Origin of the sequence: Pseudomonas neuropathica, from assembly GCF_051174785.1 — a bacterium.
GTDB classification, from domain to species: domain Bacteria; phylum Pseudomonadota; class Gammaproteobacteria; order Pseudomonadales; family Pseudomonadaceae; genus Aquipseudomonas; species Aquipseudomonas neuropathica_A.
On record NZ_CP195111.1, the window covers coordinates 4753008 to 4767163 of the forward strand.

Consider the following 14156-nt stretch of genomic DNA (forward strand, 5'->3'; position numbering starts at 1 on the left):
GGGGCTTTCAGCTCTATTGGCGGCCGCTCGTCGATTGAGAAAATAAATTCAAAGGACATTTCCTACCGCCTGGAAAGAACATTCATACCACTGGTGCTATATACAGGTGTCAGTGAGATACTGCCGGTCCGGCTTGCCACATTCCCTTTTCTGACATGACTCAGCGAAAAATCATCCACATTGACTGCGACTGTTTCTACGCCGCCATCGAGATGCGCGATGACCCGCGTCTGGCCGGCAAGCCGTTGGCGGTGGGCGGTTCGGCGGATCGCCGTGGGGTGATTGCCACCTGCAACTATGAAGCGCGCGCGTACGGCGTGCGTTCGGCGATGGCGTCGGGGCATGCCTTGAAACTGTGCCCGGACCTGACCATCGTCAAGCCGCGTATGGATGCGTATCGCGAAGCGTCGAAAGAAATACACACGATCTTCAGCGACTACACCGACCTGATTGAGCCACTGTCGTTGGATGAGGCCTATCTCGACGTATCCGACAGTGCGCATTTTGGCGGCAGTGCCACGCGCATCGCTCAGGACATCCGTCGCCGAGTCTCCAATCAATTGCACATCACCGTTTCTGCGGGGGTGGCGCCGAACAAGTTTCTGGCCAAAATTGCCAGCGACTGGAAAAAGCCCAACGGTTTGTTTGTGATCACGCCGGATCAGGTCGAAGACTTTGTCAGTGGCTTGCCGGTGAGCAAGTTGCACGGTGTCGGCAAGGTCACGGCCGACAAACTGGGCAGGCTCGGCATCATTGACTGCTCGCAGTTGCGCGAGTGGGACAAGCTGGCGCTGGTACGCGAATTCGGTAGCTTCGGCGAGCGATTGTGGAGTCTCGCCCGTGGGATCGATGACCGGCTGGTGCATAACGACAGTCGGCGTCAGTCGATCAGTGTGGAAAATACCTACGACGTTGATCTGCCGGATCTGCGCAGTTGCCTCGACAAGCTACCAGAGCTGTTGGAAACCCTGAAAACCCGTATGGCAAGGATCGACAGCAGCTATCGGCCGGGCAAGCCGTTCGTCAAAGTGAAGTTTCATGACTTTACCCAGACCACGCTGGAGCAGGCCGGGGCAGGGCGGGATCTGGGCAGCTATCAGTTGATGCTGACGCAGGCGTTCAATCGCGGCGGGAAACCGGTGCGGTTGCTTGGGGTCGGGGTGAGGCTGGAGGACTTGCGCGGCGGGTTTGAGCAGATGGAGTTGTTTGAGCGGTAGTCCGTTAAAAGCAAAAGATCGCAGCCTGCGGCAGCTCCTACAGAGAAATGCGTTCCCATGTAGGAGCTGCCGCAGGCTGCGATCTTTTAATAGGCCTTAATTCGGACCCGGATCCGCCACCAGACGCCCGGCATCCTTGGTCAGCGACTTGAGAAACTCAGTCTGCAACTCAGGATCATTGCGCGTCAGTTCGATCAGGCTTTGTTCCAGCTCGCTGGCTTCTTCTTCCAGACCCAGTTCCGACAAGCGCTTGACCCGGTGTACCCACTGGCTCACTTCGTCGTCTTCGAGATCGTCGTAAATCAGCCCGTGCGCTTCCAGCAACTTGCTACGCAGATGACTGCTGATCATCAGCGATGAGTCCGAGTGCACATCATCCTTGGCGTCTTCGACGCTGATCTGCAGTTTGCCGACGTGATTGAGGTCATTTTCGGCGAACGGACTGTCGAGCAGGTTCAGACGCAGCACACCATTACGATCGGTGGACATGTCGAAGATCTGCTTGCCGGCCTTGACCTGCACCGGCCGCTCGCTCCAGGGCAGGCTCGAATACTCCGTGCGCTTGTCGCGCTGGACTTCATCGATGCCGGCCAGGTTCTGCTGCGCACGACCGTTGGACTGCACGTTCATGAACGGATTGAGCCCGGCAAAACCGTAGCTCAGCCAGTCCTTGGTGACGCTGTCTGGCAGGTTGCCGAGGGCGAACACGTTGATCACGTTGGCGCCGACGCCACCGACCACGGCGACCGCACCCAGCGGGATCTCGTAGACCTCCCGCCAAGGCTGGTAGGGCGTATAGCGATCGTAGCGACGTGTTACTTCGAACTCGGTGACTTCAAAAGTCTTCTGTTCGTTGATCTTCACGCGTCGCTGCGGCAGCTCAAGCTCCTTAGGCTCACCGACATCAATCTGCAGGCTATGGTCGAGCAACTTTCGCTCGACCCGCTCTTCGTGCTCACTGCGTTGTGACATGTGATTGGCACAGCCGCTGACCAGCAGGGCACCGCACAGGGCGGTGCCACCGAGGCCTAAGGTGTTTCGCTTGAACATGATGTCTCTATCTGGTTTCAGCGGCGGATACGGGCCTGCAGGAAGGACAATACGTCGGCCACCGGCAATGCTTGCGCTTCGCCTTCGGTACGGCTCTTGTATTCCAGGTTGCCTTCGGCGAGGCCGCGGTCGCTGACCACGATCCGGTGAGGGATGCCGATCAGCTCCATGTCCGCGAATTTGATGCCCGGGCTGGTTTTCTTGTCGCGATCGTCCAGCAGCACTTCGAAGCCAGCCGCCGTCAGTTCGGCGTACAGCTTGTCGGTAGCTTCGCGGACCTGCTCGGTTTCATAGCGCAGCGGTACCAGAGCAATCTGGAACGGCGCCAGGGTGTCGCTCCAGATGATGCCGTTTTCGTCGTTGTTCTGCTCGATGGCCGCAGCCACCACGCGGGACACGCCGATACCGTAGCAACCCATTTCCAGAGTGACTGGCTTGCCGTTCTCGCCCAGCACTTCGCACTTCATCGCTTTGCTGTACTTGTTGCCCAGCTGGAAGATGTGCCCGACTTCGATGCCGCGCTTGATTTCCAGGGTGCCTTTGCCGTCCGGGCTTGGGTCGCCGGCAACCACGTTGCGCAGGTCAGCGACGGTCGGAACCGGCAGATCACGCTCCCAGTTCACGCCGAAGTAGTGCTTGTCATCGATGTTGGCGCCGATGCCGAAGTCGCTCATCAGCTCGACCGAACGATCGATGATGATTGGCAGCGGCAGGTTCAGCGGACCGAGCGAACCGGCGCCGGCGCCGATGGCGTCACGCAGTTCGGCATCCGTGGCCATGACCAGCGGACTGGCCACGCCAGGTTGCTGGGCAGCCTTGATTTCGTTGAGTTCGTGATCACCACGGATGACCAGCGCAATCAGCTTGCCTTCTTCTTCGGCGCGCACGATCAGGGTCTTGATGGTCTTCTCAATCGGCAGATTGAATTTTTCCACCAGCGCCGCGATGGTTTTGGTATCTGGGGTGTCGACCAGGCGCAGCTCTTCGGTCGGTGCTGGGCGCGAGGTTTCGCGTGGCACCGCTTCGGCTTTTTCGATGTTCGCGGCGTAGTCGGAACCGTTGCTGAAGACGATGTCGTCTTCGCCGGACTCGGCCAGTACGTGGAATTCGTGGGAGCCGGCACCACCGATCGAACCGTTGTCGGCTTCAACCGGACGGAATTTCAGACCCAGGCGCGTGAAGATGTTGCAGTACGCTTCATGCATGCGGTCGTAGGTGATCTGCAACGACGCCTGATCAGCGTGGAAGGAGTACGAGTCCTTCATGATGAATTCACGGCCGCGCATCAAACCGAAGCGTGGACGGATTTCGTCACGGAATTTGGTCTGGATCTGGTACAGGTTGATCGGCAGCTGTTTGTAGCTGCTCAACTCGTTGCGCATCAGATCGGTGATCACTTCTTCGTGGGTCGGGCCCGCGCAGAAATCACGACCGTGGCGGTCTTTGATGCGCAGCAGCTCAGGACCGTATTCTTCCCAGCGCCCCGATTCCTGCCACAGCTCGGCCGGTTGGGTGCTCGGCATCAACACTTCCAGAGAGCCGGCGGCGTTCATCTCTTCGCGAACGATGGCTTCAACCTTGCGCATGACTCGCAAGCCCATGGGCAGCCAGGTGTACAGGCCCGAGGCGAGTTTGCGGATCATGCCGGCGCGCAGCATCAGCTGATGGCTGATCACGACCGCGTCGGAAGGCGTTTCTTTCTGTGTGGCGAGCAAAAATTGACTGGTGCGCATGGTTGGCCGTTGTCGGTTGCTATGACTGGAAATGACTCCGCAGTGTACCGGCGAGTTTTGCCGACGTACAGGCGTGAGGTCAGTGGGGAGGCACGACGGCGGGATTCCTCCCGCCGTTGCCGAAACGTCTTACGATTCTTCTGTGACCGGCGTCGGTAAAGGCTCGGGCGTTGGCGTCGGGCCTTCGCGGCGGCTTTCCTGGAACCAGTGCAGGGCGATCAGCACCAGCGTCGGCACGCCGAGCAGGGCGGTGATCAGGAAGAAACTGTGGTAACCGAACTTCTCGACGAGGACCCCGGAATAGCCGCCCATCAGGCGTGGCAACAGCAGCATGATCGAGCTGAGCAGGGCGTATTGCGTGGCGGAGAACTTCAGGTTGGTCAGGCTCGACAGGTAGGCCACGAACGCCGACGTCGCCAGACCCGAACTGAAGTTGTCGAGGGAGATAGTGACCACCAGCATCTGCAGGTCCGGGCCCATGTCGGCGAGCATGACAAACAGCAGGTTGGTGGCTGCCGAAGCGACACCACCGATAAAGAGAATCGGCAGAATGCCGAAACGCACGATCAGCAGGCCGCCCATACCGGCGCCAACCAGCGTCATGATCAGGCCGAAGATCTTGCTGACGCTGGCAATCTGATCTTTGGTAAAGCCCTGGTCGATATAGAACACGTTGGCCATGACGCCCATCACCGTGTCCGACATTCGATAGGTGGCGATCAGACCGAGCAGCAGCAGTGCCTGCCAGCGATAGCGCAAAATGAAATCGTTGACCGGTGTCAGCACCGGTGCGAGGCCGCGACGACCCATGGTCGACAGACACAAGCCGGTGAGCAGCGTATAGAGAATGGCGCGCAGGAAGGCACGGTCCTCCAGCAGCAGGTCTAGCGGACTCATGTCACCGAACAGCACGCTGGCGAAATCAGTGTTGTAGAGCTGGGTGAACATCGCCGGTACCGAGACCAGCAAGACGATCAGCACAAATACCGACATCAGTTGGTGCATGAAGGTGTAGCGCCCGGCCTGCAATTGAGTGCGCAGCGGCACCGGCGGCTCGCGCATCAGCAGCGTGGTCAGCAGTGCGGGAATCATCAGCGCGCCGAACAGCGCGTAAGTGCCGGCCCAGGCGGAATGTTGATAGTTGAAGCCAGTGGAGCCGAAGCCCTCAGCGAAGAACAGCGCACCGGCAGTCGCCAGCAGTGCGGCGACGCGGTAACCGGACATATAACTGGCGGCAAGGGCGGCCTGGCGGTTGTCCTCGGCGATTTCCAGGCGATAGGCATCCACCGCAATATCTTGAGTGGCGGAGGCAAAGGCGACGACAACGGCGATCGCGATCAGCCAGGACAAGTGCTTCTGCGGATCACAGAAACCCATGCCGATCAGGCCGAGGATCACCAGCGCCTGCGAGAGCACCAGCCATGAACGGCGACGGCCAAGCTTGCCCAGCAATGGCAGGCGCCATTGGTCGAGCAGAGGTGACCAGACCCATTTGAACGCATAGGCCAGGCCGATCAGGCTGGCATAGCCGATGGTTTCACGGGCCACACCGGCTTCACGCAGCCAGACGGAAAGCGTTGAAAATACCAGCATGTACGGCAGGCCGGCGGCGAAACCGAGCAACAACAGCACGAGCGTCGAAGGACTGGCATAAGCGGCTAGCGCGGCGCGCCAGGTTTTACGGGGCATGGGCTGAAGTCTGCCTCAAGATTGCGAAAACAAAGCGCGCACTCTAACCGCTGTGCTCTACCGGACGCCAGCCATGGCGCTGAATATCCACACGATTGTTCAGGACGGTGATGCCTTCCATGCGCAATCGAGCCCGTTGTTCATCGCCCGACGGGCTGCCCACCGGCAGGCTGATCCGACCGCCGGCGCCCAGCACGCGGTGCCAGGGCAGTTTGGTATCGCCGGGCAATTGACTCAAGGTGCGGCCGACCCAGCGGGCGGCGCGCCCCAAACCGGCCAGTTCGGCTAACTGACCATAGCTGACGACTTTGCCTTCAGGCACTTGAGCGAGGGTGGAGTAGAGCGCCGTGCGTCGGATTTGCGCTTCACTGTCACGGTCGTGGGGCTGCTCTGTCACGGGCGCGGTTCCTGAACATGGGCGGATTTGATGCTTGAAGGGTAATCCGTCGCGGCGTAGTTGAGAAATGAACTCAATGGAAATCGTCCGGTCAGTCCTTGTCAGGGTCTTATTCCTACGGATAATGCCGACCTTTTTCGCAAACTTGAGCCTTCGATTCGCTTATGTTTTCCAGATCCTTGCTGTGCCTTGCTGTTTTCAGTGCGTCTACGCCCCTGCTTGCCGACACCGTCTGGTTGAAGAACGGTGACAAGTTGAGCGGTACCATTACGGTATTCGACGGCGGCAAGCTGTTGATCCAGACCAAATATGCCGGTGCGGTCACGATTGACTGGAAAGAGGTGAAAACCCTGGACAGCGATCAGCACTTGCTGGTCAAGCAGGACGCCTACACCGGTGAAGTGTCCAAGTCGCTGACGGCCGCCGAAGATGGCAAAGTCACCCTGGCCAACGGCGAAGCGCCGAAAACCGTTGAGCTGGCGAGCATTCAGCAGATTCTCAAGCCAAAACCGGTGGTCGAGGATCTGGTCTGGAAGGGCAATGTCGACCTGGCACTGGACTATCAGCGCGCCGAGAAGGACACCGATGACTACGATGTCGGCTTCAAGACCTCGGCACGTCATGGTCGCTGGCGTCATACCGCCGAAGGTGAATACAACCGCGAAGTGCAGGACGACGAAACCACCACCAACAACTGGCGCGCCGAATACGCACTCGACCGCTTCCTGACCGATCAATGGTTTTGGCAGGGCCGCCTGAACTACAAGCGTGATCACATCGAAGAGCTGGCACGCCAGCGTGTGGTCGGTACCGGTCCCGGCTACCAGTTCTGGGATGATGAGTTGGGCGCATTCTCGCTGGGCTCGCTGCTCAACCGCACCGATTACGAGTATCGCGATGGCAGTAAGGACAACTTCTATTCCGTCGCCATGAAGTGGGATTACAACCGTTACCTGATTGGCAAGAAGGTCGAGTTCTTCACCAATGGTGAAGTGGGCAAGCCGCTGTCCGGTGTTGCCGATTACGCGCTGGATGCTGAATTGGGTCTGCGCTACAAGGTTACCGACTGGGCCTCGCTCAACCTCAAGGCCGAGCGCGACATCATCAGCGGCACCAATGATGCCGATCTGAACAAGACCCGTTATACCGCCGGGTTTGGCGTGGCCTGGTAAGGCACAAGCAAAAGATCGCAGCCTTCGGCAGCTCCTACAGAGGATTGATGTACATCCTGTAGGAGCTGCCGAAGGCTGCGATCTTTTTTTGCGAGCTGAAAAACAGACGCCCACAAAAAAGCCCCGCTTTTAAGGGCGGGGCTCTTTTCTAAAGAAGCTACAAGTTAGATAACTTGTACTTCTTCAGCTTGCATGCCTTTCTGACCGCGGGTAGCGATGAAAGAAACCTGTTGGCCTTCTTTCAGGCTTTTGAAGCCGTCGGATTGGATAGCTTTGAAGTGAACGAACAGGTCGTCACCGGATTGTGGAGTGATGAAGCCGAAGCCTTTTTCATCGTTGAACCACTTAACGGTACCGGTTTGGCGATTAGACATGGTGTAACTCCTTGAACAAAGATAACTGCGACTCAGGAAGAACCCTGGCCGAGACTGAGTGCAAAGAGCAGGAAAAATTCTTGTAGATGGTTGGATCGAAATTCAACATATCGTGTAGAGATTCTCAGTGACACAAGCAACACAGTGACGCCACCTTAACCCAGTTTCCGAGAAGTGCCAATGCTTCTTGCGAAGGTTTCTCTGTTTTCGGGATCGGCGGTGTGACGGTTCGTCGCCAAAGCGCGTATTTCATGGGTGTTCGGCGAGAATTGCACCGCGCACTTTGAACCCGGCGGCGCGCCCGGTAAGATGCCGGACAGAATTTTTCCACCTCGCTATTCAGGACACCCCCGCCATGAGCATCAAATCGGACAAGTGGATTCGCCGCATGGCGCAGGAACAGGGCATGATCGAGCCTTTCGTCGAGCGCCAGGTGCGCGGCAGCGACGACAGCCGAGTGATCTCCTACGGTGTGTCGAGCTACGGCTACGATGTGCGTTGCACCAACCACTTCAAGGTGTTCACCAACATCAACTCGTCCATCGTCGACCCGAAAAATTTCGACCCGGGCAGCTTCGTCGACGTCCACAGCGACGTCTGCATCATTCCGCCGAACTCCTTTGCACTGGCCAGCACCGTCGAATATTTCCGTATTCCACGCAATGTGCTGACCATCTGCCTGGGTAAAAGCACCTACGCGCGTTGCGGCATCATCGTCAATGTGACGCCGCTCGAGCCTGAGTGGGAGGGTCACGTGACTCTGGAGTTCTCCAACACCACCAACCTGCCGGCGAAGATCTATGCCAACGAAGGTGTGGCGCAGATGTTGTTCCTCGAATCCGACGAGCAATGTGAAGTGTCCTACAAGGATCGTGGCGGCAAGTATCAGGGCCAGCGTGGCGTGACCCTGCCGCGCACCTGATCGGTCCATCCGACAGATCGCGGGAATTCTTTGGCGGGCAGACACTCTATGGGGTGTACTGCCCGTTTTGCTTTCGGCGAAACGGGCCTTCGCCGAGGAGTGCCCTATGAAGATCGATCCGCAAATCACTGCCGAACTGGCAAGGCTCGAGCCCAATCAGATTGGCGTATTGGCCTGGTCATTGCTGGCGCATCCGGCGCTGAGCATGGCTGGCGGAATTCCCGGACAGCCCGATCCTGATACCCCCAACGAACAACCGACCGAACCGGGCGAACCGACCCTTCCAGACGAGCCGCCACCGGCACCGGTTGCCTGATCTGCATTGAAAACGAATGGCCAGTCAGCTGAGGTCTGCAAAGACTTCAACTGACTGGCCATATTTCGTTATCGCCGATGACGAAAATCCTGCAACTTTCTTCCCGCTCGACCGCGTACCCGCCGGTAAAGGCGCCGAATGCCGGCAGCAGACTGATGTGCTCGCCAAGCCTGAAACACGCCAGGCGCAAGCTCTGCCGACCCTTGCCGTGCAGGCGATAGACCGGGTGTACGTGGCCCGCCAGCACATGCCTTTCAGGGTGGGGGTCAGGTTCATGCTGCAAGGCAAATGGCCCGAGCAGCAGCGGTTCCGGCACCACCCTGATGTTCAGCGATTCAGGTGGGTCACCAGCGCGTTTGTCGTGGTTGCCGCGGATCAGTGTCATCGGTAGCTCAGCGTGGCGCGCACGCCATTGCGCCAGCGCGCTCAGCGTGCCCGGGGCATGAGAGCCGGGCCCGTGGAGGAAATCCCCAAGAAAGATCAATAAACGGCAGGGCAGCTTTGCCAGCAACCGATCAATCACGGCGATATTGCTCGCCGTGGTGCCGTGTGGAACCGGTTGACCAAGACTGCGGTAAGCCGCGGCTTTGCCGAAATGCACATCGGCAATCAACAGAACCTGCTGCGCGGGCCAGTACAAGGCTTTTTCCGGCAAGAGCCAAAGCTCTTCGCCGGCCAGACGCACCGGATAGCCTGAACTCATGGGGATCTATCCTTGTCGGCGCTGTTCTCCAGATCACCGACCATCCGTCGGATGCGGTCAGCGAGTTTTTCCGAACTCATGCTTTCGCGCATGCGTTCCACCAGCAGCGGAAAGCCTAGCGGTGTAGGACGTTTAAGCAGATGCACGTCCAGTTTCATCCCGTTGATCCGCTCCAATGTCTGTTCCAGACGACGAATATCCAGTTCTTCCCGCAGGACTTCTTCCCCGGCCTGAGCCAGCAACAGATTGTCGGCGTCGTATTGTTTGAACACTTCGAAAAACAAACCGCTGGAAGCCTGCACCTGTCGGGTGCTTTTCGGCGCGCCGGGGTAACCAGCGAAGACCAGCCCGGCAATGCGCGCGATCTCGCGAAAGCGCCGCAGGGCCAGTTCGCCGGCGTTCAGGCTGGCCAGAACGTCCACCAATAAATCATCGGCATGGAACAGCTCGGCATTCAAGTACTCGGCCCAGTCGATCGGCGTAGCGCTGAGCAATTCCAGGCCGTAATCGTTCACCGCGATGGAAAACGTCACGGGTTGCCGTTGACTGACGCGCCATGCCAGCAGACTCGCCAGCCCCAGATGCACTTGGCGCCCGGCAAACGGATAGAGGAAAAGGTGCCAGCCCTCGCGGGACTTCAGCACTTCGGCCAACAGGTTGTCTGTCGTGGGCAAACCCGACCAGCGCATCTGGGTTTCCAGTAACGGTCGCAAGGCCTGCATTTCCGGGCCGACAAACTCACCTTGCGCGGCCTCGCTGAAACGCCTGACCACGGCTTCGGCCAGTTCGTTGGAAAGTGGCATCCGCCCACCATTCCAGCGCGGTACGGCGGCTTTTTTGGCGGTGCTGCGTTTGACGTAAGCGGTCATGTTTTCCACTCGCACCAGTTCCAGCAAACGCCCGGCGAAGAGAAAACCGTCACCGGGTTTGAGTCGGGCGATAAAGCCTTCCTCGACACTGCCCAGTTGTTTGCCACCGCCGCCCTTGCTCCAGAATTTCAGGTGAATGCTCGCGTCGCTGACGATGGTGCCGATGCTCATGCGATGGCGCCGCGCCAATCGCGCATCCGGCACACGCCAGACGCCGTGCTCGTCCGGCTCGACCCGGCGGTAATCCGGATAGGCTGTCAGAGACATCCCGCCGTGGCGTACGAAAGCCAGCGCCCAGGCCCAATCGGCGGGGGTCAGGTCGCGATAGGCCCAGGCACCACGGACTTCTTCGTACAAGTCCTGAGGAATAAACCCACCACCGAGGGCCATGCTGACCAAATGCTGGACCAGCACATCCAGCGGTTTGTGCGGTGACTGGCGTGGTTCGATGCGCCGTTGCTCGACGGCATCGCGGGCGGCGGCCGCTTCGATCAACTCAAGGCTGTGCGTCGGCACCAGCGTTACTCTTGAGGTGCGCCCTGGCGCATGGCCGGAGCGCCCGGCACGTTGCATCAAACGCGCGATGCCTTTGGCCGAGCCGATTTGCAGCACGCGCTCGACCGGCAGGAAATCCACGCCCAGATCCAGGCTTGACGTGCAGACCACGGCTTTCAGTTGCCCGTCTTTCAAGGCCTGTTCCACCCAGTCACGGGTATCGCGTGACAATGAGCTGTGATGCAAGGCGATCAACCCGGCCCAGTCCGGCCGTGCCTCCAGTAGTGCCTGATACCAGATTTCCGATTGTGCCCGGGTGTTGGTGAACACCAGGCTGCTGGCGCAGGCCTCCAGTTCGGCGACCACTTGCGGCAACATCTTCAGGCCGATGTGCCCGGCCCAAGGAAAACGCTCGATGGCCGGAGGGAGGAGGGTGTCGACCTTCAGCGATTTTTCGCTTTGTCCCTGAATGCTGACGCCGCCGCCCTGTGGGATCAGCACTTGTTCGGCGTGGGATTGATTACCGAGGGTGGCTGACACGCCCCAGACGATCAGATCGGGCTGCCAATGGCGCAGGCGGGCGAGGGCCAGTTGCAGTTGCACGCCGCGTTTATTGCCGAGCAATTCATGCCATTCGTCGACGACGATCATGCGCAGACTCGCCAGCGCCACCTGCGCATCGGCGCGGGCGAGCAAAAGGGTCAGGCTTTCCGGCGTGGTGATCAGCGTGGTCGGCAGGCGCCGGCTCTGGCGTGCACGTTCGCTGCTGCTGGTGTCACCGGTGCGCAGGCCGATGCTCCATGGGATCTGCAGGTCATCAACCGGTGTTTGCAACGCGCGCGCGGTGTCGGCGGCGAGGGCGCGCATGGGCGTTATCCAGAGAACGGTCAGCGGTTCGGCGGGGGCTTTGCGTTTACGCGGGGATTCAACAACCGCTACGGGTTTGGCGAAGCGATTGAGCGCGGCAAACCACACTGCATAGGTTTTACCGGCACCGGTGCTGGCGTGGAGCAGACCGGACTCACCGTTTTCGACCGCCGCCCACACCTGTTTCTGAAAGGCGAACGGCTTCCAGTCGCGGGCGCTGAACCAGGTTTTTGCAAGGTCGGAAGATTTCGCCATGCGGGCTGCGCGCGCTCTGGAGGTGTTCTTCCAGTGACCACGCGGCGGGCGGACAAGTTTGATTTTTGTAGACGATGAAAAACGAATGTGGGAGCGAGCCTGCTCGCGAATGCGGTGTGTCAGCCAACAATTCCTAAACTGACACACCGCTTTCGCGAGCAGGCTCGCTCCCACAGGGGATTGTGTACGGCGTTATTTGAGGTTACCGCTGAGGAATTGCTTCAGGCGTTCGCTTTTCGGATTGCCCAGCACTTCTTCGGGTGCGCCTTCTTCTTCCACCAAGCCTTGGTGCAGGAACAGAACCTGGCTGGAAACTTTGCGGGCGAAGCTCATCTCATGGGTCACCATGATCATGGTCCGGCCTTCTTCGGCGAGTCCCTGAATCACCTTCAACACTTCCCCCACCAGCTCCGGGTCGAGCGCCGATGTCGGTTCATCGAACAACATCACCTCCGGTTCCATCGCCAGTGCCCGGGCAATCGCCACGCGCTGTTGTTGTCCGCCAGAGAGAAACGCCGGGTATTGATCCGCCACTCGCGCCGGCAAGCCGACCTTGTCCAGATAACGCCGCGCACGGTCGTCGGCTTCCTGTTTGCTGCAACCCAGCACCCGGCGCGGGGCCATGGTGATGTTTTCCAGCACGGTCATGTGGCTCCACAGGTTGAAATGCTGGAACACCATCGCCAACCGTGTGCGCAAACGTTGCAGTTCATCGGCGTCGGCGACGTGCATGCCGTGGCGGTCGGTGACCATGCGGATCGCCTGGCCATCCAGGCTCATGGCGCCATCATTGGGTTGTTCGAGAAAGTTGATGCAGCGCAAAAAAGTGCTTTTGCCCGAGCCACTGGCGCCGATCAGGCTGATCACGTCGCCGGTCTTGGCCTTGAGCGAAACGCCTTTGAGCACCTGATGGTCGCCATAGCTTTTGTGCAGGCCTTCAACGGTCAGTTTGTACATGGGACAGACATCCTCAAGGCGAAAGTAGGTAGCCGCTGCGATAGGCTTCAGCGCCCGCGACGTGGGCGATAACCATGCCGGCGGTGGCCATGCGGCGCAGCGAGCGGGCGTACATCACGCCGGCGCTGGTGCAATGAATAGGCGTGATCCGGTCGTTGATCGGGTCGATGATTTCGGCGATCTGCTGTCCGGCCTCCAGGACCTGCCCGGCTGTGGCGGTGTACACCAGCAGGCCGCCGACCGGCGTGGTTACCGGTTCGACTCCCGCGAGAGGCGTGGCCGGGAACGGCAATGGCGGCTGCGGTTTGGTCTCGCCAACGATTGCGTCGGACTGGATCAGGTAGTCGATCAGCGCCTGGCAGTCGCGGCTGGCCAACGGATGGGTGACGTCACCCTGGCCGCGCAACTCGACGGTTACCGAGAAACTGCCGAGCGGAATTTCGAAGTGTTCGCCGAAGCGTTCCTTCAATTGCCACCACAGCAGCGTGAAGCATTCGTCGAACGACTGGCCTCCGGAATCGGTAGCCAGCAAGCTCGCCTGAGCTTCGATGTAGCGCGCCAGCGGTTCGACCTGCGGCCACGCTTCGGGCGTGGTGTAGAGGTGCACCACCGATTCGAAGTCGCAATGCAAGTCGAGCACCATGTCCGCATCGCAAGCCAGCCGTTGCAGGGTCAGGCGCTGGGATTGCAACTGCGTGCTGGCAGTCTGGCGGGCGAGGGCGTTGCGCAGATGCGTGCGGATCAGTTCGAGGTTGTGCTGTGCATCGTCGTTCAACTTGCCCTCGATGGCGTTGCCGATTTCCTCGCTGAGGTCGACGAACCAGCGGTTGAAGTTCTGCCCGCTCTCCAGTTCGTAGCGGCCCAGTGGCACGTCCATCAACACTTGCTCGAGGCCGACCGGGTTGGCCACCGGCACCAGCACGATTTCGCTGCGCAGGCGGCCGGCGGCTTCCAGCTCGGCCAGACGTTGCTTGAGGTGCCAGGCGACGAGCATGCCCGGCAATTCGTCGGCATGCAGCGAAGACTGAATGTAAACCTTGCCCTTGGCCTGCTCCGGGCCGAAGTGGAAGCTGTGGATCTGTCGTGCGGTCCCCGGCAGCGGGGCCAGCAAGTCATGAATCAGGTGGCGCATTTGCAGGG

The 14156-nt window shown here is 59.6% G+C and carries 13 protein-coding genes; 4 read left to right on the forward strand and 9 right to left on the reverse strand.

The genetic code is table 11. The annotated features are described in order from the left end of the window. Nucleotides 1–155: 155 nt before the first annotated feature. Entirely contained in the window at nt 156–1217 is a 1062-nt protein-coding gene (gene dinB / locus ACRRSD_RS21435) for a DNA polymerase IV (RefSeq protein ID WP_435035203.1), read from the forward strand. Between the two features lie 96 nt (nt 1218–1313). Here dinB and ACRRSD_RS21440 read toward each other — a convergent pair whose 3' ends face one another. The 4 genes from ACRRSD_RS21440 to ACRRSD_RS21455 form a co-directional block, all read right to left on the reverse strand. Continuing rightward, complete coding sequence (locus ACRRSD_RS21440; RefSeq protein WP_435035205.1) at nt 1314–2267, reverse strand: hypothetical protein; 954 nt, start codon at nt 2265–2267, stop codon at nt 1314–1316. A 17-nt stretch (nt 2268–2284) separates the two neighbouring features. Continuing rightward, nucleotides 2285–4000 carry a proline--tRNA ligase gene (locus ACRRSD_RS21445; protein ID WP_435035207.1) on the reverse strand — a complete coding sequence of 572 codons (1716 nt, stop codon included), beginning with the start codon at nt 3998–4000 and terminating at the stop codon, nt 2285–2287. A 129-nt stretch (nt 4001–4129) separates the two neighbouring features. Continuing rightward, nucleotides 4130–5689, reverse strand: a complete 1560-nt coding sequence (locus ACRRSD_RS21450; RefSeq protein ID WP_435035209.1) for an AmpG family muropeptide MFS transporter — start codon at nt 5687–5689, stop codon at nt 4130–4132. 43 nt (nt 5690–5732) lie between these two features. Further along, entirely contained in the window at nt 5733–6086 is a 354-nt protein-coding gene (locus ACRRSD_RS21455) for an MGMT family protein (protein WP_038358095.1), read from the reverse strand. 164 nt (nt 6087–6250) lie between these two features. On the opposite strand from ACRRSD_RS21455, the gene ACRRSD_RS21460 reads away from it, so the two are divergent. After that, nucleotides 6251–7258 carry a DUF481 domain-containing protein gene (locus tag ACRRSD_RS21460; protein WP_150749399.1) on the forward strand — a complete coding sequence of 336 codons (1008 nt, stop codon included), beginning with the start codon at nt 6251–6253 and terminating at the stop codon, nt 7256–7258. 164 nt (nt 7259–7422) lie between these two features. On the opposite strand, the gene ACRRSD_RS21465 is transcribed toward ACRRSD_RS21460, so the two are convergent. Continuing rightward, a complete protein-coding gene (locus ACRRSD_RS21465) occupies nt 7423–7632 on the reverse strand; it encodes a cold-shock protein (protein ID WP_002554837.1) in 210 nt (69 codons plus the stop codon). A gap of 355 nt (nt 7633–7987) precedes the next feature. Between ACRRSD_RS21465 and dcd the strand changes: the two genes are divergently transcribed. Beyond that, entirely contained in the window at nt 7988–8554 is a 567-nt protein-coding gene (dcd, locus tag ACRRSD_RS21470) for a dCTP deaminase (RefSeq protein WP_122600782.1), read from the forward strand. A gap of 106 nt (nt 8555–8660) precedes the next feature. After that, the gene (locus ACRRSD_RS21475) at nt 8661–8870 is read left to right on the forward strand and encodes a hypothetical protein (RefSeq protein WP_095119221.1); all 210 of its coding nucleotides are present in this window, start codon (nt 8661–8663) and stop codon (nt 8868–8870) included. Nucleotides 8871–8916: 46 nt separating this feature from the next. On the opposite strand, the gene pdeM is transcribed toward ACRRSD_RS21475, so the two are convergent. From pdeM to ACRRSD_RS21495, 4 genes are all read right to left on the reverse strand, one after another. Further along, nucleotides 8917–9573 (reverse strand): ligase-associated DNA damage response endonuclease PdeM, encoded by a 657-nt coding sequence (gene pdeM, locus ACRRSD_RS21480; RefSeq protein WP_435035212.1) that lies wholly within the window; start codon nt 9571–9573, stop codon nt 8917–8919. Then, on the reverse strand, nt 9570–12059 hold the full coding sequence (locus ACRRSD_RS21485) for a ligase-associated DNA damage response DEXH box helicase (protein WP_435035213.1): 2490 nt from the start codon (nt 12057–12059) through the stop codon (nt 9570–9572). Before ACRRSD_RS21485 ends, pdeM begins: the two co-directional genes overlap by 4 nt. 192 nt (nt 12060–12251) lie before the next feature. Next, nucleotides 12252–13016, reverse strand: coding sequence for an ABC transporter ATP-binding protein (locus ACRRSD_RS21490; RefSeq protein WP_007918612.1), 765 nt, complete (start codon nt 13014–13016; stop codon nt 12252–12254). Nucleotides 13017–13029: 13 nt separating this feature from the next. Then, nucleotides 13030–14148, reverse strand: a complete 1119-nt coding sequence (locus ACRRSD_RS21495; RefSeq protein WP_435035214.1) for a succinylglutamate desuccinylase/aspartoacylase family protein — start codon at nt 14146–14148, stop codon at nt 13030–13032. Nucleotides 14149–14156: the final 8 nt, after the last annotated feature.